This window comes from Sphingobacterium sp. BS-2, assembly GCF_046161205.1.
GTDB lineage: Bacteria > Bacteroidota > Bacteroidia > Sphingobacteriales > Sphingobacteriaceae > Sphingobacterium > Sphingobacterium mizutaii.
Map to the genome: position 1 here is coordinate 69755 of NZ_JBIXGO010000016.1, position 20669 is coordinate 90423.

At 38.8% G+C, this 20669-nt stretch carries 18 protein-coding genes; 3 read left to right on the forward strand and 15 right to left on the reverse strand.

Going from position 1 to position 20669, the window contains the following annotated elements:
* Positions 1–53 precede the first annotated feature (53 nt).
* The 4 genes from ACK2WI_RS07285 to ACK2WI_RS07300 form a co-directional block, all read right to left on the reverse strand.
* Positions 54–833: a Rossmann-like and DUF2520 domain-containing protein gene (locus ACK2WI_RS07285; RefSeq protein ID WP_409150221.1), complete on the reverse strand. Its 780-nt coding sequence runs from the start codon at positions 831–833 to the stop codon at positions 54–56.
* Positions 833–3301: a cytochrome c biogenesis protein CcsA gene (locus tag ACK2WI_RS07290; protein ID WP_313367244.1), complete on the reverse strand. Its 2469-nt coding sequence runs from the start codon at positions 3299–3301 to the stop codon at positions 833–835. Before ACK2WI_RS07290 ends, ACK2WI_RS07285 begins: the two co-directional genes overlap by 1 nt.
* 22 nt (positions 3302–3323) lie before the next feature.
* Positions 3324–3743: a cytochrome c maturation protein CcmE gene (locus ACK2WI_RS07295; RefSeq protein WP_093098636.1), complete on the reverse strand. Its 420-nt coding sequence runs from the start codon at positions 3741–3743 to the stop codon at positions 3324–3326.
* Between the two features lie 285 nt (positions 3744–4028).
* On the reverse strand, positions 4029–5261 hold the full coding sequence (locus tag ACK2WI_RS07300) for a dicarboxylate/amino acid:cation symporter (RefSeq protein ID WP_093098637.1): 1233 nt from the start codon (positions 5259–5261) through the stop codon (positions 4029–4031).
* 60 nt (positions 5262–5321) lie between these two features.
* Between ACK2WI_RS07300 and mnmD the strand changes: the two genes are divergently transcribed.
* A complete protein-coding gene (gene mnmD, locus ACK2WI_RS07305) occupies positions 5322–5987 on the forward strand; it encodes a tRNA (5-methylaminomethyl-2-thiouridine)(34)-methyltransferase MnmD (RefSeq protein ID WP_409150222.1) in 666 nt (221 codons plus the stop codon).
* Positions 5988–5993: 6 nt separating this feature from the next.
* Here mnmD and ACK2WI_RS07310 read toward each other — a convergent pair whose 3' ends face one another.
* The 4 genes from ACK2WI_RS07310 to ACK2WI_RS07325 all read right to left on the reverse strand — a co-directional run bounded on the left by ACK2WI_RS07310 (position 5994) and on the right by ACK2WI_RS07325 (position 10584).
* Positions 5994–7463, reverse strand: coding sequence for a sulfatase (locus ACK2WI_RS07310; protein ID WP_409150223.1), 1470 nt, complete (start codon positions 7461–7463; stop codon positions 5994–5996).
* An 83-nt stretch (positions 7464–7546) separates the two neighbouring features.
* Positions 7547–8047 carry a peptidylprolyl isomerase gene (locus ACK2WI_RS07315; RefSeq protein WP_093098642.1) on the reverse strand — a complete coding sequence of 167 codons (501 nt, stop codon included), beginning with the start codon at positions 8045–8047 and terminating at the stop codon, positions 7547–7549.
* A 20-nt stretch (positions 8048–8067) separates the two neighbouring features.
* Positions 8068–10077 carry a thioredoxin domain-containing protein gene (locus ACK2WI_RS07320; RefSeq protein ID WP_409150224.1) on the reverse strand — a complete coding sequence of 670 codons (2010 nt, stop codon included), beginning with the start codon at positions 10075–10077 and terminating at the stop codon, positions 8068–8070.
* 21 nt (positions 10078–10098) lie between these two features.
* The gene (locus ACK2WI_RS07325) at positions 10099–10584 is read right to left on the reverse strand and encodes a histidine phosphatase family protein (RefSeq protein WP_312696331.1); all 486 of its coding nucleotides are present in this window, start codon (positions 10582–10584) and stop codon (positions 10099–10101) included.
* 167 nt (positions 10585–10751) lie between these two features.
* Between ACK2WI_RS07325 and ACK2WI_RS07330 the strand changes: the two genes are divergently transcribed.
* Both ACK2WI_RS07330 and ACK2WI_RS07335 read left to right on the forward strand, forming a co-directional pair.
* Positions 10752–11948: a glycosyltransferase family 2 protein gene (locus ACK2WI_RS07330; protein WP_409150225.1), complete on the forward strand. Its 1197-nt coding sequence runs from the start codon at positions 10752–10754 to the stop codon at positions 11946–11948.
* A 15-nt stretch (positions 11949–11963) separates the two neighbouring features.
* The gene (locus ACK2WI_RS07335; RefSeq protein ID WP_409150226.1) at positions 11964–12626 is read left to right on the forward strand and encodes a glycosyltransferase; all 663 of its coding nucleotides are present in this window, start codon (positions 11964–11966) and stop codon (positions 12624–12626) included.
* Between the two features lie 62 nt (positions 12627–12688).
* On the opposite strand, the gene ACK2WI_RS07340 is transcribed toward ACK2WI_RS07335, so the two are convergent.
* From ACK2WI_RS07340 to ACK2WI_RS07370, 7 genes are all read right to left on the reverse strand, one after another.
* Complete coding sequence (locus tag ACK2WI_RS07340; protein ID WP_409150227.1) at positions 12689–13504, reverse strand: glycosyltransferase family 2 protein; 816 nt, start codon at positions 13502–13504, stop codon at positions 12689–12691.
* 1 nt (position 13505) lies between these two features.
* Entirely contained in the window at positions 13506–14318 is an 813-nt protein-coding gene (locus tag ACK2WI_RS07345; protein WP_093098651.1) for a glycosyltransferase family 2 protein, read from the reverse strand.
* 85 nt (positions 14319–14403) lie between these two features.
* Positions 14404–15642, reverse strand: a complete 1239-nt coding sequence (locus tag ACK2WI_RS07350) for a glycosyltransferase (RefSeq protein ID WP_409150228.1) — start codon at positions 15640–15642, stop codon at positions 14404–14406.
* Positions 15643–15677: 35 nt separating this feature from the next.
* On the reverse strand, positions 15678–16697 hold the full coding sequence (locus ACK2WI_RS07355) for a glycosyltransferase family 9 protein (RefSeq protein WP_312696335.1): 1020 nt from the start codon (positions 16695–16697) through the stop codon (positions 15678–15680).
* Between the two features lie 9 nt (positions 16698–16706).
* A complete protein-coding gene (locus ACK2WI_RS07360) occupies positions 16707–17312 on the reverse strand; it encodes a DUF4254 domain-containing protein (RefSeq protein ID WP_093098655.1) in 606 nt (201 codons plus the stop codon).
* A gap of 253 nt (positions 17313–17565) precedes the next feature.
* Positions 17566–19053: an NADH-quinone oxidoreductase subunit N gene (locus tag ACK2WI_RS07365; protein WP_409150229.1), complete on the reverse strand. Its 1488-nt coding sequence runs from the start codon at positions 19051–19053 to the stop codon at positions 17566–17568.
* Between the two features lie 11 nt (positions 19054–19064).
* Positions 19065–20669: a NuoM family protein gene (locus ACK2WI_RS07370; protein WP_409150230.1), complete on the reverse strand. Its 1605-nt coding sequence runs from the start codon at positions 20667–20669 to the stop codon at positions 19065–19067.

The window sequence follows — 20669 nt, forward strand, 5'->3', positions numbered from 1 at the left end:
TTCAGAGGGTATTATGAAAAAATTAGTAAGAAGTTTAAAGATTTATTGAATTGTTAATTTTCTGAATTATTCTCTCTTGTTTTAACAATAAGGTCCGATATTTTTTGGTAAATAAGTTGCCAATCAGGATGGGGACTAAGAAAGTTGAAATGCGTCAACATAGTTGTTTTGTCATTTCTTGCTGCGGGTCCTGTCTGAACCTGCTTAGGTTCGTGATTTTGCACTTTTTCTGCCGTTGCTTGTATGATCGGACGGATGAGATCAAAGGGTAGATTGTTCTCTTTTAATAGGTCGAAGGAAAGTTGGAAAAGTGCGTTGCTAAAGTTATTTGCAAAAACCGCAGAAACATGTAATGCCAATCGCTGTTGGGTATTGCAGTTGAAAATATGATCTGATATCTGAGCGGCCAATTGGGTAAGGACTTGGACTGAACCTTCGTTGTTGGCTTCAATTCCAAATGGTGTATGGCTAAGGTCTAAGGCTTTCTGCTTGGAAAAACTTTGGACTGGGTAAATAACCCCATGGTTTTTGAACGGATTAAGGACTGCAAGATCAGTGGCTCCTGAGCAATGTGCCACGATGCCTACTAGGTCATTAGGAAGTGCTTGTACGAGTTCAGTGATCGCAGAATCGGAAACCGCTAATAAATATAGATCGGCGTTTGGGTCCAGTTGGGAGAGGTTGTCTATCGCTTGAGCGGATAAAACATTAGCCAATGCACTGGCATTGGCTAATGTTCTACTGTATACTTGAGCAACACGATGTCCTGCATCAGTGAATGCTTTCCCAAGGTGGGTAGCAATATTTCCACTGCCGATGAGGACGATATTCATTATGCTGCTTGTTTAGCTTCTTTAATTTTATTGTCTTTTACGCGACGATAGATCGCCATTCCGAAACCAATGGTCATCACGATGGTACCACACCAGAAGAAGTTGATATAAGGGAATTTGATAGCTTTGAATACCACCCATTTCTTTTCAGGAAGAGGTTTTTGGTAAGCCATTAATTCCAATTTATTCTTCTCCGGCATAATCTTCGTGAATCTGAATCTTAGACCTTGTTCAGGGACATCTTTATAGAAGTCGAAGGTATTGCCACCTTTGATCAAAAAGATGGGTTCTACAGGGAATTCCTTGCCATCTGAAGCAACGACTTTGATTTTTAATCCGACAAGGATATCATCGTCTGCCTTAGGCATGTTTTCCAATTTAGCATCTTTGTTGATGCCTTGGATTACATAGAAACCATTTCTATAGCGTAAGGTATCACCCACATTGACCTCATAGGTTGCAGGCTCTTCATAGTCTTCAAAACCGGCATTTCCTTCTTGAGCATCTTGCTCAGCAGGTTTCTGCGAATCAGAAGCTGCAGCGGTAATAACAGTGTAGATATCATGGGTCAGGAAATGTTTTGTTCCTGGCGTACCGATCAATCCACCCATTTGCGGGTTGTTTTGTGCAAAAGGTTTTAAGACAAAGGAGTTTTTGATGTTACCGGATTCTTCGTCAATTTCATCGTATTTGATTTTGTAAAAGACGTTCGGTTTGGCGACAGAGTCACCAATGTAAGTGATCTTGTATTTTCCCATATCCACAGGTTCACCTTCTGTTAGGAATAGGTTGTCACCTGGTTTTTCAACTTGGTCAAATCCGGCTACGGCGATGTAGTTACTGCTGTTTACTGAAACAACTTCATTGGTTGCCGCAGCGATCAATGCGCCGATCAATAGGAGACCGAAACCAATATGGGATACAGCAGATCCAGCCAGGCGCCATTTACCTTTGAATGAATCACCCAATACCCTTAAGTTCACCAAGATTGCGAACACCGAAGTAAAGGTGATCAGGATGAACATAATGTTGGTGTAAATATTGGTGAAGTAAACGATAGCTGCTGAAATGATCAATGCGAAGATAAAAGAAGCTAATGTAGCTGCCCAAAATTTCTTGCTATCTGTACGTTTATATTTTAAGAATTGCGTAAATGCAGTCAAAAGCATGACAACAACCGCAAATGCGCCTTGCCATTTGTTGTAGTGAGGAATTGGATCTACCGGAGGGGCAACCTTGGTTCCAAACAAGGCATTGAACACCGGAATGGATGTTGTAGCAATCATCTGAACACATGCTACGGTTAGTACCAATGCGCCAATGAATAACCAGAATTCGCGTGAATATATTTCTTCTTCTTTCTTGGTGCTAGGCATTTCTTTCCTTCTAGCAACCAACAGCACGACCATAATGATCAAGAAAATAACGTTGAAGATGATAAGCTGTCCGGACATCCCTAAACTGGTGAAGGAGTGTACAGAGGTTTCACCTAAGATACCACTTCGGGTTAGGTATGAAGCATAAATAACTAGGACGAAGCTGATCATCGCCAAGAATACAGCAGTGAAGTAAGCATGTCCCGTGTTTTTGTAAGCGACCATAACGTGAACGGCAGCAATCAAAGTCAACCAAGGAATGATCGATACGTTTTCTACAGGGTCCCATGCCCAGAAGCCACCAAAGTTCAGGGCTTCATACGCCCAGAAAGAACCCATGATAATACCTGCTCCAAGGATCATTACAGCGAATAATGCCCAAGGTAATCCTGGATTGATCCATTCTTTATAGCGTTTTTGCCAAAGTCCAGCTGCAGCGTAAGCAAACGGAACGATCATGGATGCAAAGCCTAAGAATAGTGTAGGAGGGTGGATAACCATCCAGTAGTTCTGTAATAATGGATTTAAGCCTCTACCATCCTTGATCATGCTCAGGTAATTCGGATCTTTTAAGATTGGCCAGTTCATGGCATCTCTAAGCAAGATAAATGGTGAACTACCAATACGGGAACCAAAGACCTCAACGCCTAATAGCATGGAAGCCAAGAAAAGTTGACATAGCATGACAAAGGTCATCACTGGGCTTTCCCAGCTTTTCGCTTTGAAAACAAGGATAGATCCCATGACCACCTGCCAGAACATCCATAGCCAGAAGCTTCCTTCTTGTCCTTCCCAGAATGATGAAATGATATAATGGGTAGGCAGGGTCATCGACGAATGCGCGTAGGCATAGTGATATACGAAAAGGTGGTTGTAGATGATATAAAATAGGGTGGCACCAATTACAACGATTGACACGGCATTTAGCCAAAAGCCAATACGCCCTAATTGTTTCCAAGATTTTTCTTCAGGGTATTTGGTTGCAAAGAAATAGGAAATGAAGGATAATAATGCTGCTCCAAAAGAAAGGACCACGAAAAACTGTCCAATTTGACCTGGAAGTAGATTTTCTCCAACGTAATTTACGTCCATAGAATATTGAGGTATTGAATTGTTAATTGACTGATGCTGTTGTCGGGGTAGATGATGTTTCTATCACCTCCATTTGATCCTGATTATATTTCGAAGGACATTTCATCAAAATCTTGCTGGCATGGAAAACATTACCTTCCATTTTACCGGTCAAAACAATTTGTTCAGAACGCTCGATATCCTGAGGTTTAGAACCATTGAATACTACTTGACACTCTGTACTGTCATTGTCAAACATGTAAAAAGAGAAATGATTTGCATCCTTCACAGGATCATAATGCAGATCTTTTTGTTTATTCAAGACACCTACTACATAGATCTCTGTCTTCTTTTCCCTCGCCTCAGTAAATGTTGAATATGTACTAGAATCGGTATAGATCACAAGTATCATCGCAATAGCTATCGCTATAATTACAATTAAAATGATCGAACTTTTCTTCATCTCTATATGAATATAATATTAACCAAATGCAAAATTACGAAATAGTAGTGCAAGGAATGAATTTAGCAATGAAATTGAGTTATTTAGAATGGTTCTATTTAAATAGGTTTAATATTTGTAAAATGTTTTGTATTAATAAGTTAAGAGTGTATTAAAAGTGATTTGTTCACGATTTTCAGGAAAATACATTTTCAGGCTTTTGTAATAAAAGTGATTCAAATAAGAAAGCTCAGTCAAAATATTGTATTTGAATGAGCTTTCTTATTTCCTAAATACTCTTATTTATTAAGCTTCAGCCTGTTCCGGATTAAATTTTTCTCCTGAGAATCTGGTCACTAACATGGCCGCGACCGTATCACCAGTTGCATTCAGTACGGTGGCTAAGGGGTCTACCAAAGCTCCGATAATCAAAATAGATGGTACAGCTTCATTTGGTATTCCGTAGATGGAGATCATCAGCATTTCGCCGATAAAGCCACCGTTAGGAATCCCTCCTGCTACCATAGAAACTAAGACGGTGATGCCTACGGCAGTGATCAGGGTAGTAGGTTCGAAGAAATTCCAACCTAAGATGGAAAATGCTACATAGATCTTGAGGATGGAGGAAATGGCTGATCCGTTTTTGTATAGGGTATTCCCTAGTGGAACCACGATACTTGATATTTCTTTGGGAATTCCGATTCTGTTGGATGCTATTAGGTTAGCTGGCAAGGTTGCCAAGCTGCTACAGGTACTAATCGCGGTCAATGAAGGTGAAATATTGTGTTTCCAATATGATTTTACCCCTGAGGAGCCTTTGGCAATAAATGCGTAAAGGCTAAAAAATACAATGAAAAACACGACACCAAAGCCATAATAGAATCCTAATGGCTTAGCATAGAAACCAAAAAGTTCAGGGCCTAAGGTTTTAACCTGATAGGCGAAATAAGCTCCTAAACCAACAGGTCCCGCTTTCATCACCAAGATCAAAAGGTTTTCCATGACCTTGTTTCCGGCATTTAGGAAGGCTGTGAATTGTTTTCCCATTTCGCCAGATTTGCGGGTGGCAGTTCCAACCAATAGGGCAAAGATGACAAAGGCTAGGATATTCTTTCTGGAAAGTAAGTTGGCAAACTCATCAACACTTAAAAAGCGGACTATCCGGTCTCCCCAAGTTTCATCTGCATTGGTGGAAAGGGCTTCGTTGACTGCCGAGCCATCTGAAATGGCAGTGACAGGGAATGCCCAAAGGCCTGCAATGGTCGCTATGGCAGCGATGATGATCGTTCCGATAAACACAGCGGTCATCACCCCAATGGTTTTGCCAAGTTTGTTACTGTCCTCGATATTAGCAATGGAGGATGATATGGCGAAAAATAGAAGGGGAATGACGGAAACGAAGAGTAAGTTTAAGAAAATATCACCTACAGGTTTTAGGATATCAACTGCCTGAGGGAAGAATATTCCGATTAGACTACCAATAGTAATACCTATTAGAAGTAATATGATACTTCCGTAATTTTTTAGGATTTCTTTCATTTAAGTAATTTGCTCAAGCTAAAATAGTTGTTTTTATTTTAGATTTGCCAAAAATATATAATGGAATTCGTTAAAACAGCAGATGGGTCAAAAACTTTGTACCATGAAGAGGTAGGAGAGCATTACCATTCTAAACATGGTGCTCATCAAGAAAGTGTGCATGTCTTTTTGAATACTGGATTACGGTATTGGTTGGAGAAGGAGGCGAGTAATTCTGCATCTGTTTTGGAGATTGGTTTCGGCACCGGTTTGAATTTCTTGATGACCGCAGATTATTGCCAAGAGCATCAGATTTCCCTTAATTATGTAGGGATTGAGGCCTTCCCTTTGAGCCAAGAATTGATTCAGCAATCTGAATATGGACAGTATGTTTCGGACCTTGTTTGGGAAAGTTTTATTGAAAAATATCCAAAAGCCATCGATTCAAAATTCAATCTTTTGGAGTCAATAAAGTTCGAAGTTGCTCATCAGAAAGTGATGGACTTCCAAAGTGATGAACTTTTTGATGTTATCTATTTTGATGCCTTTGCGGAGATTCACCAGCCAGAAATGTGGACTCCAGAGACTTTAGCTCATGTATGCCAGTTCCTTAAATCGGATGGAGTTTTTGTGACTTATGCAATTACTGGGAATTTAAAACGCGCTATGAAAGCTCTAGGCTTTAGCATTGAAAAAGCGCCGGGTGCTCCCGGAAAACGTGAAATGTTGAGAGCAACCAAGCTATAGTATTTCTTAATTTTTATTGATCCTGCCTAAAGGCCTACGGTTCTGTCCTTCTGACTTAGTGAGATTATCTCCTAAGTCCCTGCGAGCTTCGTCGGCAATTTCAAGCAGTTTTTCCAATACTTCAGGATTCTGTTCGATGACATTGTATCTTTCTCCAGGATCGCGACGGAGGTCGTAGAGTTCCATGGTTTTTACTTCATGCTCTTTGTAGTTTCCCCCAAAGCCATCATTTCCAGGAAGGATTCCCTCATAAGACCTGGATTTGTGTGGTAAAACCAGTTTCCAGTTCTCAAAACGCACAGCCTCTAGGTCATTTTGGTTGTAATAATAGTACATGGACTTTCTTGAAGTTGCTGATTTAGGATCCTTAATCTGGGATAAAAAGCTAATGCCATCAATTTGATTAGGATTATCCTTATAGTCAATTAATTCTGCCACAGTAGCAAAAATATCCATGCTGCTGGTCAGGTTATTGTTGATTCGGCCTTCTTTGATCTTATCTGGCCAATAGATAATGCAAGGCACACGCTGTCCGCCCTCCCAACTAGCACCTTTGCCTTCTCTAAAGCCACCTGAAGATCCATTATGGTTCCCAAAGTTAAGCCATGGCCCATTATCACTTGTGAAAATGACGATGGTATTATCGCTCAATCCATTCGATTTCAAGGCATGAAGGATCTGCCCCATGGAATCATCGATCTCGTGCATGACATCGCCGAATAAACCTTGCTCCGAAGTCCCACGGAATTTCTTTGAAGCCGCGATAGGCACATGGGTCATGCTATGAGCCAAATACAAAAAGAATGGTTTGTTCTTGTTGGCATTGATGAAATCAACAGCCTTTTCGGTATAGTTTTCTGTTAATACTGCTTGATCTTCCAAGTTGTTTATTTTCATTACCGTATCTGGGAGATTCTGCCCGGCTTTTACCTCCAATAAAGGCAACACAGGGTATTTTGCAACATAACTGTCTGGTTTGGCTGGTTTGCCATCGAATCCTACTGGCCACATATCGTTGGAGTAGGGGATTCCGTAATAGCTATCAAAGCCTTGTTTTGTAGGAAGAAATTCAAGTTCGCTTCCAAGGTGCCATTTGCCGATGATTTGAGTACTATATCCTTTGCTCTTCAGCATTTCTGCCATTGTGATCTCATCAGGATTTAATCCTACTCCAGCAGAGGGCATAAATGCACCGCTGATTCCCATCCTATTGGGATAATTCCCTGTCAATAGGGCTGACCTGGATGCTGAACATACTGCCTGAGGAACAAGGAAGTTGGTGAAACGGATCCCATTGTTTGCCATTCTATCCAATACAGGTGTGTGATAGCCTAAAGCTCCAGTAACTCCAAGATCACCATAACCAAGGTCATCCATAAAGACGAGGATAATATTGGGTTTGTTCAGATTCTTCTGTGCAAAGGCAGTATTAAAGAGGATACTCAATAAAAGCAGTAATGGAATTCGATAGATCATAGGGGTTAGGTCTTTTAACTAATATAAGCAAAAAAAAGGTCGCTGAGATAAATCCCAGCGACCTTTTTTCGTGTTAAATTTTCTTAGTGTCCTTCGTTACCATCAGCACCGTGAGCATGTCCATGAGATAATTCTTCAGGAGTAGCCTCACGAGTATCTAAGATTTCGATATCGAAGTTTAATTTTTTTCCAGCCATTGGGTGGTTCAAGTCAGCAACAACTGCTTCTGGAGTTACTTCTACAACAACCGCACGGAATTGGTTTCCTTGGTTGTCTTGTAAAGGAAGAACTTCACCAACTGGAGGAAGTCCAGTTTCTTTGAACATATCAGCAGGTAATTGTGCAATAGCACGATCATCGCGTTCGCCATAAGCATCAACTGCCTCTAACTCGAAAGATTTTTTGTCACCAGCACCTAAACCAGCGATGTTTTCTTCGAATTTTGGAAGCATCATGCCTACACCATATAAAAATGTTAAAGGATTCTCAGTCGTTGTTTGCTCTACAAATGTTTTTTCACCGTTATCTTCAATTGTGTGAAGAACGTAATTCAATGTTACTACATTGTTGTTTTCTACTGCCATTCTGATTAGATTGTGGGAATCTATCCCTGTTTATTATTTATTAATTCTATAATATTCTCAATTGACGTTTGTGGAAGGCTGCAGGTTTTCTTCTGACAAAGGTATGCTCTGGCATCCACTGTGTTTTTATGCTCTAACAAAGGAAGACTGCTTTTTGTTCCCCCTAATGTGATTTTGTTGGGGACATAGTATTGATCTAATTCCTTACGCCAAGCCTGTCCTTCATCTCCTGTGATTGCAATTTCCCAAACTCCAAAATGAAGTTCTAAAAGTTGGATTGCCCAATTTGAATAGGCCGAACCATAAGATTTTATATGTGGAAAAACATTAGCAAAAACTCGATCTGCAATTTCCGTGTACCTACTATTATCAAATAATACGCCGAGTTTAAACAAAGAACGCACTATTGTGGATGAGGATGCCGGAATTACATTGTCCATAATCTCACTTTTTCTAGCAATCAAAACCTCCGCATCCGAGCTACTGTAATAAAAGATAGCCTCTTGATCGTCAAAAAACTGGGATATTGCTATTTCTAGGTAGGATTTTGCTTTCTCAAGCCATTTTTCTTCAAAGGTTGCTTCATACAAAGCGATATAGGATTCAATGGTAAAAGCATAATCATCAAGAAATCCTAAAATAGTTCTATTGTGGTCTGACGGTTGATGTAGAAGTCTGCCATTTTGGCAACAATGCTCCTCAATAAAGTTTGCAATACCTTCCGCTAAATCCAAGAAAGGGGCATTGCCAAAGGTTCTGTAGGCATCAACCAATCCCTTCATGAATAAGGCATTCCAAGTTGTCAATTGCTTGTGGTCTAAACCCGGTCTAACTCTTTTGCTTCTATATTCTAGGAGTTTTGCTTTTATTTCTTTCAAATGTTCTTGCCATTCCTCCTCGCTATATCCTGCCTCATTGACTAGCTCATGGTCTTCTGGATTAACAAAGGGGATATTGATTTGTTCTTCGGTCCAATTTCCACTCTTTTTGATGTTGAAATAGTTCCTAGCAAGTTCTGCATCATCACCTAATACATCGAACTCTCCATAGTCAAAAGTATAGAATTTACCTTCCACGCCTTCAGAATCGGCATCCAAAGCAGAATAGAATCCACCATTGGCGTCCAACATTTCTCGTTCAGCCCAAGCAATGGTTTCTTCAACGATGTTTTTATATAAAATATGGGGTCTATTTTGATAAGCCTCACTATAAAGACTCAATAATTGCCCATTATCGTAGAGCATTTTTTCAAAATGGGGGACATGCCATTTACCATCGACAGAATACCGGGCAAATCCGCCTCCAATCTGATCATAAATGCCGCCATTCGCCATTTTCTCCAAGGTGAAATGGACATGGTCTACAACCGCCTGATCATGGTTGAGATACCCATAACGCAAGAAAAAGATCCAGTTATTTGGAAGTGGAAATTTCGGAGCTCGTGTATAACCTCCATTTTTACCATCAAATTGCTCCTTCCATGGATCAACCACTTGAAGGATATCATTTAAAGAATATTGCTCAGGAATAGTTTGGATAGGAAGTTTTTCTGCTTGTATAATGCCTTGGGTAAGCCGTTCTGCATAATCAATGGCAACCTCCGGTTTTTCTTCCCACATTTGGGCAATTTGTAACAGAATCTGTTGCCAATCATTTGGCTTAAAATAAGTGCCGCCATAGATTGGCCTTCCATCTGGCAGGCAGATGCAATTCAATGGCCAACCACCTGAGTTTGTCATCAATTGAACAGCTATCATATAGATCTGATCAATGTCAGGACGCTCTTCACGGTCCACTTTAATGCAAACAAAAAACTTATTCATGGTTTGCGCGACAGCCTCATTTTCAAAGCTCTCACGTTCCATCACGTGACACCAGTGGCAAGCAGAATAGCCAATACTTACTATGATTAGCTTATTCTCTTCTTTCGCCTTATTTAATGCTTCTTCACCCCATGGAAACCAATGAACTGGATTGTGCTCATGTTGTTTTAAATACGGGGAACTTTCACCTTGTAGTTTGTTTGCCATAACATACGAAGGTAAAAACTATTATTTTAATAATCCTATTAGGTTGGCAGTACCTCCTCCAAGCATTTCAAAGGTTAGATCGCCTTCAAGTTGTAAAATTGATACATTCGAGGTCGCCAGTTCAATCTCTGAATGGCTCAAATAGTTCGTCAGATTAGAAAGCCCAGGATTATGTCCGAATATTAATAGCGTATCATACTCATCAGGAACAGTATTGATGACTTTTAAGATATCCATAAAATGTGCTTCATAAATATCCCTAGTCTGATGGATGGATTCTTTAGGATAGCCTAGCACTTCACAAAATAATTCTGCTGTTTGGATGGCGCGGTTAGCCGATGAGGAAGTCACGAGCGTCTTTTCATCAATTTTCAGTGATTCCTTTAATTTCTGAGCAATCCTTTCCGCTCTTTCTCTGCCCTTTTTCTGTAGGTCTCTATAAAAATCATCTTTTGAAAAAGAATGTTCTTCAGCTTTGGCGTGCCTGATAAGATATAATGTTTTCATGTTCTGAATACCTAGTTAAAACTCCAAGATAAAGAAATATTAATTAATAAATCGTTCTGAAATTGTTAAGGAATGTATCATCCCTTTAACCACTAATTTATCCCTAAGTGTAACATTCTTGTAATGACTTTCGTTAATATTTTAAAGAAGTTCAAAGAAAAGACACTATGAAAAACGATATACCTAGCCTTTCTGATTGCTCTTTAATAGTTGGTTTAAGAAATAATTTAGCCTATACCCAAGCTTTTTATAAAGCAATTCGAGAACAATATCCTGCAGTAGAAATTGTGATGGTGAGCTATGGAAGTACAGATGGAACCCATGAATGGCTAGAAGGATTAAATGACCCTCATGTGAAATTTCATTATGAAAATGTATCCAAATCACTATCCGAAACTTATAATAAAGGAGTCGAACTCGCTAGCTCCAAGCTGGTGACTTATGTTCATAATGACATGATCCTTGGAGAGGGCTTTATAGAAGCTTTAGTAGAAGCTTGGGAACCCGGATCGGTTACCTTTTATTCCCTAGTAGAACCTCCAATATTCACCGATGATTCTTTTGATTGGAAAACTGTGATGGACTTTGGTGATAATCTTGAAAATTTTAAGCGAGAGGAATTTTCTGAATATGTTAGAAATCAAAAAATAAGCGCAAAAAAACCATTTGTTACAGAAGATCATTCCTTCTTCCTTTGTGTAGAACGATCTTGGTTAATGGAAATGGGCGGCTTAGATGAAACCTTCAGCCCGATGTTCTGTGAGGATTTAGATCTAATAATGAGATTTTCTATTCAAGATGCAAATTTAATTCAAGTCCCAGGTGCCATTGCGTATCATTTTGTGAGTAAGACCTCCAGATTTTCTCAGGAATACAAAGAAGAAAGCAAAAAAATTGATCAACTGGCAATAAACAACTTTTATAGGAAATGGCGATTTCATCCTTTTGCTAAGTTTAGGAAGGCCTATGATGTAGTGGCGGTCGTGGAAAATGCAACAACAGATGGTGTTTTTAAAATTGAACCATTTGTCCATAAAATATACATCGATTCCTCCGTTGAAGATTATATTTCTAAATACCAAAAAACCACTAAAATTAATCTTAGGAATAGGGTTTTTTCAATAAATCAAATGGCTTACCATGATGTAGTGATTTACTTGGATCAAGAAAAAATGAAAGAAGATGATTTTAAGCAAATACAAAGGCTTTCTGATATTATTTCCAAAAATCAAGTCAAGAATGGAAATCCTTTAAAACGATTGTTTAAAGATTATAGAAAAATTAGTATAGGTAATATTGCCGGTAAGATAAATAAATTTCGTTCTTTTGAAGATAAGTTTTCGGCAATTGCCATTAATTACTAAATATATCTTTACAGAATGAGTGTTTTAACTTATGTTTTCAATAAGCGTCCTTCCATTACTTATGCTATTACCGTATGCAATGAACATAAAGAATTAAAAAAACTATTGTCACATTTAATTTCCAAGATCAGGCCCAAAGATGAGATAGTAGTCCTTCAGGATGTTACAATTCCAAATCCTAAGGTAACTGAAGTATTAAATGATTACTCCCAACATATCATTGTTAAAGAAGCAAAGCTCAATTCTGATTTCTCAAACTTTAAAAATCAATTAATTTCCTTGGCTTCCTGCGAATATCTATTTCAGATAGATGCCGATGAAATGTTGCCTGATTCGCTTATTGCGAAGTTGCCAGGTTATCTGGAGTTGAAGTCTAAATATGATTGCTTCAATGTTCCAAGGATCAACACTGTGGAAGGAATTACAGAGGAGCATCTCAAAAAATGGAACTGGAAATTAAATGAAGATGGATATATTAACTACCCAGACTGGCAGGCTAGGATAATAAAGCTCAAAACCGATTATCCAATTAATTGGCGCAATAAAGTTCATGAGGTTTTGACCGGTTATAAAAAAATGGGACGATTAAAAGGTAATGGTTATGAATTTGCAATTATCCATCAAAAAGAAATAAAGAAACAAGAATTGCAGAACGAATTTTACGATAATCACTTTTAATTAAAATCTTTATACCAAAAAAGCCACTTGATTTATTTCAAGTGGCTTTTTGTTTGCTTATCTTAGGACTTCACGATTCCGAAATCAGTCCATGTTTTCTTCTGATTTATGGTTTCCTCTAATATGAGGTCATTTTTTGCAAGATTATCTTTATTGTTTTCCTTGTGATAGAGATGATATGCAACGGCAGCAAATTTTAAAAATCTCTTCTTAATTCCACTATTCATCAACCTAAAAGCCATCTCAGAATCTTCTGATCCCCATCCTTGTATGCTTTCATTATATCCATTAACCTGAATTAGGTCTCTTTTCCAAAAAGACATATTGCAACCCCTTAAAATCTTAGGTTGATTTTTTTTATATCTATCAGCCAAAAACCTGGAAAGAAAACCAGATCGCATGCTATTCAGAATAAAAGATAACGGGAATTTACTCCTATCAACTTTTATGGTTCCTTTTTGTTCCAACAATTCCTTGCTTTGTTCTTGGTCTACCCAAACTCTACTTCCACATAGAAATGCATTCGCTTCAATTAAGGATAGATGGTCTGAAATAAAATGAGGATCCAATAAAATGTCACCATCTATTTGAATTATATATTCAGATTGTGCGGCTTCAATCGCTTTATTTCTGATCACGCTTAAACGAAACCCTTCGTCCGGATGCCAGATATGATGAATGGGAACTTTAGAAATGGACTTTAATCTTTCTACGGCCTGTTTTGTAGCTTCTCCAGAACCGTCATCTGCAATTAAAATTTCATCGGGCAATCTATCTTGGGCTAATATGGTTTGCACACATCTTACCAGCGCTTCTGGCCAATTATATGTAGAAACCATTATGGCAACTGTATTCGGTCTTTGCGATAAATCACTCATTCTAATTGTTTAAATATTTGTCTATTCCACTATCAACCCAAGTGATATTATCTTTTTGAGTCTGTTCCATGATTTCCTTATTTCGCGCTTCTTGATTGTTGTTTTTTTTCTCTGGATGATAAAGGTGGTACACAATTGCAGCAAATTTAATGACTGATTTTTTTACCCCATTATTCATCATCCGTAAAGTTAAATCACTATCCTCATGACCCCAACCTTCATAAGCCTCATTATAACCATTAACAGCAAAGATATCCTTTCGCCAAAAAGACATGTTGGCACCTCTAGCATAATAAACAGGAAAAGAATTTTTATATCTGTTCAAAAGGAAATTTGACAAAAGAGGGAATCTAATGCCATTTTCTATCCTTTTATTTCCTCCACCGAGTAATTTGGGATGAACATTGTTTTCTTCGATTAACTTCTTGGAATATTCATCACTCAACATCACACGACTACCTTGTAATAGATAATTAGGACGAGCAGCTTTTAAGTGATCTCGAATAAAATCTTTATGCAGAAAAACATCGCCATCGATTTGAATGAGATATTCATATGCTGCGACCGAAAAGCATTGATTTAGGATCATCGATTTTCTAAAACCCTGATCCTCTTGCCATAAATGTTTAATGGGAATAGGAAAGCTGCTTCGAATGGATTCAATTAATTCTTTTGTTTCATTCGTAGAACCATCGTCAGCAATAATTACTTCCTTTGGAAGGATGCTCTGCTCTAGGATACTTTTTAAGCATAGATTCAGTGCCCCTGGCCAATTATAGGTAGCAACAATAAGCGAACAGTCCTTTATCTTCATAAATTCTTTAGCAAATAATATTTCAATTATATATATTCTTGTCTAATTGTTAAAATATATTTTGATTTCTATCTAGCTATAAGATTTACATGGCTTCAATCAATTTCTTTAACCTTCCCATGATCAACGGCCAAGAATAATTTCTTTGAACATATTCCTTTGCTCTGGCCTTGTTCAATTCTATAAGTGTTGGATCTGAAATATATTTATGTATTTTCTGATGAAAATCTTTCTCACTCATATATGCTTCCGTTGCTCCTTCGCTCTTTATGGAATGGCCAAGTAATACATCGGATTTACTATTTACCAGGACGGTCTTACCGAGATCCATTGCCTCCAGTAGAAGTAAGGATAAACTTTCATTCCTTGAAGGATTAACAATTAGAGTCGCATTTTTAATCAATGATACTTTCTCTTCATCTGTCACAAATCCCGTATAAATGATGTCCGGATGTTCGATTTTCTCTTGAAACAACCTTCCCGTTAAAACTAGCTTTAGATCTGAGGGATGTTTCTCTTTGTAAGAAACAAACCAAGGAATCAATTTATCCATTTTAGATCCGCAAACTCGTCCAAAATAATGGATATATCGCTCAGGAAGATTGAACTTTTCTTTTAATTCCGCTAATTGAACCTCATTTTCAAAATCAGTCTCAACACCAACTGCTAGAATACTGTTTTCAGACATTTTGTTTCCAAATATCTTAAGGCTTAACTGGTGCTCCTCCTCCGTATTGAATCCAATATGCTTTACACTCGTAAATACATGGGTGTGAACTGATCGGAATACATCCCCCTCATTGTGGACCGTTGGAATCAACAATGTTTTTTCTGGGGCAATCCTAGCTCCAAAAACTGTATGCGGATAAACATAAGAGAACAAAATTATTGCCTTATATTCTTCTTTGTGTCCCTCTAAATAATCTAAGAGATCTTTTGAATAGAATCCATGGCTTTTGAGTAGACTTTCTTCATTTTCAATCCCTAAATTCCATACCGGTTTAATATTAGCAACTGATTCTAAAAGACCCAAGCGAAATAAATTCCTCCTTACCTTTCTTGAAAATTTGGTTTTCTTGCGCCAAATATTATGCTCCTCGGCATTAAATAGCTTACAGTCAAACCTCAATACATTCACACCATTAAGGTTTTCTCGATTATCCTTATAATATGGCTCAAAAGTATTGTAATTAATTGTTTTGCTTGTCAAAACATCCACCTCATAATCATTTACTAGTCGCTCAGCCAGCATCTTGCAATGATATTCAGCCCCACCGTTTACCTCTTTTCCGTATTGACAAACTAAAAAACAGATTTTTTCCATATTATGTTAAACGTATTACTTAACCTTATTTGCTACTATTCCTTTATTTTTCCCTTCACCCTTTCAACAACCATTTCGCTACTTACTAAATCAATGGCCTCTACGCCATCGCAAAGGCATGATTTATTGCCATAAACAGAATTCGGCCTATTGGGATGTTCAACCTGTACACAATCATCCATCGACTGACCATAGCCCAAAAATCCCGCATAAGGATGGGTGGCGCCCCAAACCGATACACATGGAATACCCATCAAGGAAGCCATGTGCATGCCCGAACTGTCCATGCTGATCATCAGGTCCAGATGGGCAATAATATCCAATTCCTGGGTTAAATTATATTTCCCTACCACAGAAAACACATTTGGGAATTGCTTCTCCCATTTCTCTGTAATCGCTTTATCACTTGCCCCACCACCAAATAGCAGCACCTGGACCCCTAAATCCGATAAAGAATGAATTACCTCCGTCATCTTCTCTACCGAAAGAACTTTATAGGGATGTTGGGCAAATGCAGAGATCCCCACTTTTTTTGCGTTAGAAGCTAGGATCGGCATCATCCCTTGAGGAATAAGTCGATGTTGCTTCTCCAGCTGATGACTCAATTGGAGGCTATGGCCCAATTTCCTCAAAACATCAGCATAGCGTTCCGTAGTCAATTTCAAAGGCTTAAAAACCTTGTCCTTGCTTCTGGTAAGGGCTTTTTTTTCTGACCTACCTTTATCTAGGATTTGAACTTGATATCCCGAAGTCTTAAAAAGGATGTCCAAAAATCGGGACCTGATGTTGTTATGTAAATCCGCAACCTGCTTTGCCTTGTACTTTTTCAGCTCATTGAATAGCTTCAACAAACCAGGTATGCCTTTATGCTTTCCTTTTGGATCAATGGGATGAAAGATTAACCTCGGTATCCCATCAAAAAAAGCAGAAAAAAACGGACGTGAAACCATGATGATTTCAGTGTCCGTATGCTGTGCTTGGAATTCCCTTAAAACGGAAGCAACCATGGCTACATCACCCATTGCTGAAAATCTAGTGACCAAGATTCGCTTCATCGCAAGAAATTATTTTTGGGCCCCGTAAAGAACAGGGTTTAAATTCGGGTCATTGTACATTTTCATTTGTTTGTACACTTTCATGTATTTTTTGCCAGCCTCAATGTCTGCAAGCAACTCATCGATACTTTGAGAAAGATCCTTACGTTGTTCCAACAGTACATCCAACTTAAGCTGACAAGCATCTTGATGAGCTTTAGAAACATCCGTACGTTTGGTTTCTTGTTCCATATGGTAGATCTTCAACGCTAAGATGGACAGTCGATCAATCGCCCATGCCGGACTTTCTGAATTGACCTTTGCATCAGCTAATGCCACCACATCCGCAAACTTCTGAAGATAATAACTATCGATAAATTCAACGGTATCAGTACGTTCCTGATTCTGTCTGTCAATCCTTCTTTTCCAATAAAGGCCTTCTCTAGGATCAATATTCGGATTCCGGATCACATCCTCCATATGCCATTGCGCCGTATCAATCCAGCATTTCAAATACAATAAATGCTCTAAAGTCTCACGACCATAAGGATTCTCGATCGGCTGATCAATCTTATCATAAACATGGTAATCTTCAATTACCTTCTGAAAAATTTTGTTTGCTGCTGAAGATATCATGTACAAATATAGTATTTAGTATTTAGTAGTTAGTACATAGACCCCTCAAAACGTCCATAGTAGTGTTTAGTATTTAGTATTTAGTATTTAGACTTAGGGAGCCGGATTACGTCCATTTAATAAACTATCATCAATTATCTGTTATTTGGGCCGAAAAGCTAATGTAATAGGAAGGGAAATTCCCTTTTTGAAAAATGAATTTAGCATTTCAAGACCATTTAGGGTCTAAATACTAAATACTTTATACTAAATACTATTTTAAAATTACCCCCGGGAACAGCCCAAATACCACTACTAGGATAGTCAATACAACCCCGATGACCAGCATTACGCTGATTTTGTTGTCAATTGGCGTGATTTCTTCCTCTTTGTTGGTTTTTAGGAAGGAATACAGAGGGATTTTAAAGTAATAAAACAGGGAGATTACGGAAGTCAGGGCGCCGATAATCAAAAGCCAAAGGAAGATCAAGTCTCCTCCGGATTGGTAAATTTCAAAAATACTGGTAAAGACCAATAGTTTTCCGACGAAGCCAGCAGTAGGGGGAATTCCGATCAAGGAGATACCTACAATTGAAAAGCAGGTAAAGATTAAAGGTAATTTCTTCCCTTGTCCAATATAAGCCTGTAGGTTGGTGCTGCCCAGTTTCTGTTCCAAGACATCGATAAAGGCAAAACTCGCCAAATTCATCAGGACATAAATGAAAATATAAAAGAAAAGGATATCCTGTTGACCATTTGTATAACCTATGATGGCCATCAAAAGAAAACCGGTATGTCCGATGGAGGAATAAGCCATCAATCGTTTCATATCGGTCTGCCTTAGGGCAATCAAGTTACCAAAGAGCATCGTGACGATTGCCACAATGGACACAAACATAAAGGTCAGTTCGCTAAAATAGAAAGGCGTGCTGATCCAAGCCGCGGACAATCTGCTCATCAAGATAATGGCGGCGATCTTAGGTACAGTTGACAAAAATGCCGTCACTGGAGTAGGAGCCCCTTCATAAACATCTGGTGCCCATAAATGGAAAGGAACAAAACTCAATTTGAAACCAATTCCTGTAAAGACAAAAAGGATGGCAATGCTACTCATCACCTCTGGTGCAGCAATCAGACCTTGGAGGTGTCTAGGACTTGCAAAGTTCAGATCTCCGGTAAAGCCATAGATCAAGGAAAGCCCATATAACATCACTGCCGAACATGCCGATCCAAATAAGGCATATTTCATCGCAGCTTCAGATTGTTTTTTGTTCTCCGAGAAATAGCCCACCATGATATAAGAACTGATGGAAACCATCTCTATAGCTATAAAAGCCATCAACCAATGGGTCGTCATGGAAAAAAGGTTCATGCCTATTCCTGCAGCTAATAGGATGCTATAGATATCACCTTTTCTCTTCTTGAATTCTTTTTGCGCAAAATGTTGCTGTAGGAAAATAGCCGACACCAATAAGCCCAAAGCAATAAATGCCCTGGCGTAAAAAGAGGTCTTATCGAGGGTCAACATTCCATAGAACCCAAAATTTGCATAATCATATTGGGTCAATAAAATGGCAAAAGATGAAATGATGGTCAGGATGCTGATAAAAAAAGAAGAATGTTTCCAGTATTTATCAAATACTAAGGTACAGGCTATACTGAGCAGAAATCCAATAGACATGCTCAGTTCAACTTTGAACAAAGGTATCGATCGAATAATCTGATCTATATGGTCTGAAACCTGCAATGCGAACTCGTTCATCTATCTTAACCCTACAAATAAGCTGTTACCAAATCCAATAAACTTAATACGGAGTTGTTCAATACACCAAACACCAAAGAAGGCATGACCCCTAGGATTAAAGCCAAGACCAAGGTTGGGAAAAGAATGATCTGCTCCCTGCTGTTTAGATCTGTCAATTCCGCTGCCCATTCTTCACCGCCTTTCAAACGGGTCTGTCCGAAGAACATCCGTTGTAAAGTCCATAAAAAATAAACTGCACTCATCAGGATACCTAAAGAACCAAATATCGCCATCCAACGGGGGATGCCGGTATGCATACTTTCTGCATTGAATGTTCCGATGATCACGAAAGCTTCTCCTATAAAAGCCGAAAACCCTGGAAGACCTAATGAGGCAAAGAAAGCTATGGCAACATAAGCCGTATATTTAGGCATGATGCCTGCCAAACCTCTAAAATTATAAATATATCGATCGTGAACTCGGTCGTATAAAACACCGACCAAGAAGAACAAGGCTGCTGATAAGAATCCATGGCTCAACATTTGGAACATGGCTCCAGAAACCCCTTCCGCCGTTAATGATGAAATGCCCAGCAGGACAAATCCCATGTGGGAAACCGAAGAATACGCGATCATTCGCTTTAGGTCTGTTTGTGCCAAAGCATTCAATGCACCATAAATAATGGAAACCACGCCAATCAAACCTAACCACCAATTGGCATCCGCCATCGCATCCGGGAAGATTCCCATACAGATACGGATAACGCCATAACCACCAATCTTTAATAAGATACCTGCAAGAATAATGGAAACTGGGGTAGGAGCCTCTACGTGTGCATCAGGCAACCAGGTATGTAATGGGACAATTGGAATCTTGATCGCAAATGCAATGAAAAGGACAATAAAACCAATCATTCTTGCTGGAATCCCTAAAATTTCATTGGCATTTCCTAAGAAATCAAAGAATGAGCCCGGTATATAATTCTCCGGATTCATCATATACAGCATATTGAAGGTATGTGCTCCCGTATTTGGATTTAGAACTGAAAAATACAGTCCAACAATCACCAACAACATAAATACTGACCCAAATAAGGTGTAAATAAAGAATTTAATCGCTGCATATTCTCTTCGTGCTCCACCCCAAATACCGATTAAAAAGTATAAAGGAAGTAGCATCACCTCATAAAAGACATAGAATAGGAAGAAATCCAATGCACAGAATATCCCCATAACGGCGGTATTCAAGAGCATTAACAAAGCAAAATAGCCCTTTTTACTCTTTTCCATGTTCCAAGAAGCACCCACGGCCATCAACATGACAAAGGCACTTAAAAGCAATAAGGGTAAGGAGAAGCCATCTACTCCTAGAAAATAGTCGATCTCCAATTTTCCTATGGAACCTAGGTCCAGCCTGATCCACGGAAGCTGCTCCACATACTGATAGGAGGCAACATCATTGAAAGCCCCTGCGCTGCCTTGAAAGTTTGCATATAAGTAACCTGCCAATCCAAATTGGATCAAAGTAACAATCAGTGATAGATATTTGTAGCTCTGTCCCATCCGATTCGGAAGCAACAGGATGCCTACAACAGCGATCATCGGCAGAAATATAAGTAAGGATAATGCACCCAT

Coding starts and splice junctions, on each gene's coding strand:
- ACK2WI_RS07285 (WP_409150221.1), bottom strand. CDS start 833: ATGAATATCGTCCTCATCGGCAGTGGAAATATTGCTACCCACCTTGGG.
- ACK2WI_RS07290 (WP_313367244.1), bottom strand. CDS start 3,301: ATGGACGTAAATTACGTTGGAGAAAATCTACTTCCAGGTCAAATTGGA.
- ACK2WI_RS07295 (WP_093098636.1), bottom strand. CDS start 3,743: ATGAAGAAAAGTTCGATCATTTTAATTGTAATTATAGCGATAGCTATT.
- ACK2WI_RS07300 (WP_093098637.1), bottom strand. CDS start 5,261: ATGAAAGAAATCCTAAAAAATTACGGAAGTATCATATTACTTCTAATA.
- mnmD (WP_409150222.1), top strand. CDS start 5,322: ATGGAATTCGTTAAAACAGCAGATGGGTCAAAAACTTTGTACCATGAA.
- ACK2WI_RS07310 (WP_409150223.1), bottom strand. CDS start 7,463: ATGATCTATCGAATTCCATTACTGCTTTTATTGAGTATCCTCTTTAAT.
- ACK2WI_RS07315 (WP_093098642.1), bottom strand. CDS start 8,047: ATGGCAGTAGAAAACAACAATGTAGTAACATTGAATTACGTTCTTCAC.
- ACK2WI_RS07320 (WP_409150224.1), bottom strand. CDS start 10,077: ATGGCAAACAAACTACAAGGTGAAAGTTCCCCGTATTTAAAACAACAT.
- ACK2WI_RS07325 (WP_312696331.1), bottom strand. CDS start 10,584: ATGAAAACATTATATCTTATCAGGCACGCCAAAGCTGAAGAACATTCT.
- ACK2WI_RS07330 (WP_409150225.1), top strand. CDS start 10,752: ATGAAAAACGATATACCTAGCCTTTCTGATTGCTCTTTAATAGTTGGT.
- ACK2WI_RS07335 (WP_409150226.1), top strand. CDS start 11,964: ATGAGTGTTTTAACTTATGTTTTCAATAAGCGTCCTTCCATTACTTAT.
- ACK2WI_RS07340 (WP_409150227.1), bottom strand. CDS start 13,504: ATGAGTGATTTATCGCAAAGACCGAATACAGTTGCCATAATGGTTTCT.
- ACK2WI_RS07345 (WP_093098651.1), bottom strand. CDS start 14,318: ATGAAGATAAAGGACTGTTCGCTTATTGTTGCTACCTATAATTGGCCA.
- ACK2WI_RS07350 (WP_409150228.1), bottom strand. CDS start 15,642: ATGGAAAAAATCTGTTTTTTAGTTTGTCAATACGGAAAAGAGGTAAAC.
- ACK2WI_RS07355 (WP_312696335.1), bottom strand. CDS start 16,697: ATGAAGCGAATCTTGGTCACTAGATTTTCAGCAATGGGTGATGTAGCC.
- ACK2WI_RS07360 (WP_093098655.1), bottom strand. CDS start 17,312: ATGATATCTTCAGCAGCAAACAAAATTTTTCAGAAGGTAATTGAAGAT.
- ACK2WI_RS07365 (WP_409150229.1), bottom strand. CDS start 19,053: ATGAACGAGTTCGCATTGCAGGTTTCAGACCATATAGATCAGATTATT.
- ACK2WI_RS07370 (WP_409150230.1), bottom strand. CDS start 20,669: ATGGGTGCATTATCCTTACTTATATTTCTGCCGATGATCGCTGTTGTA.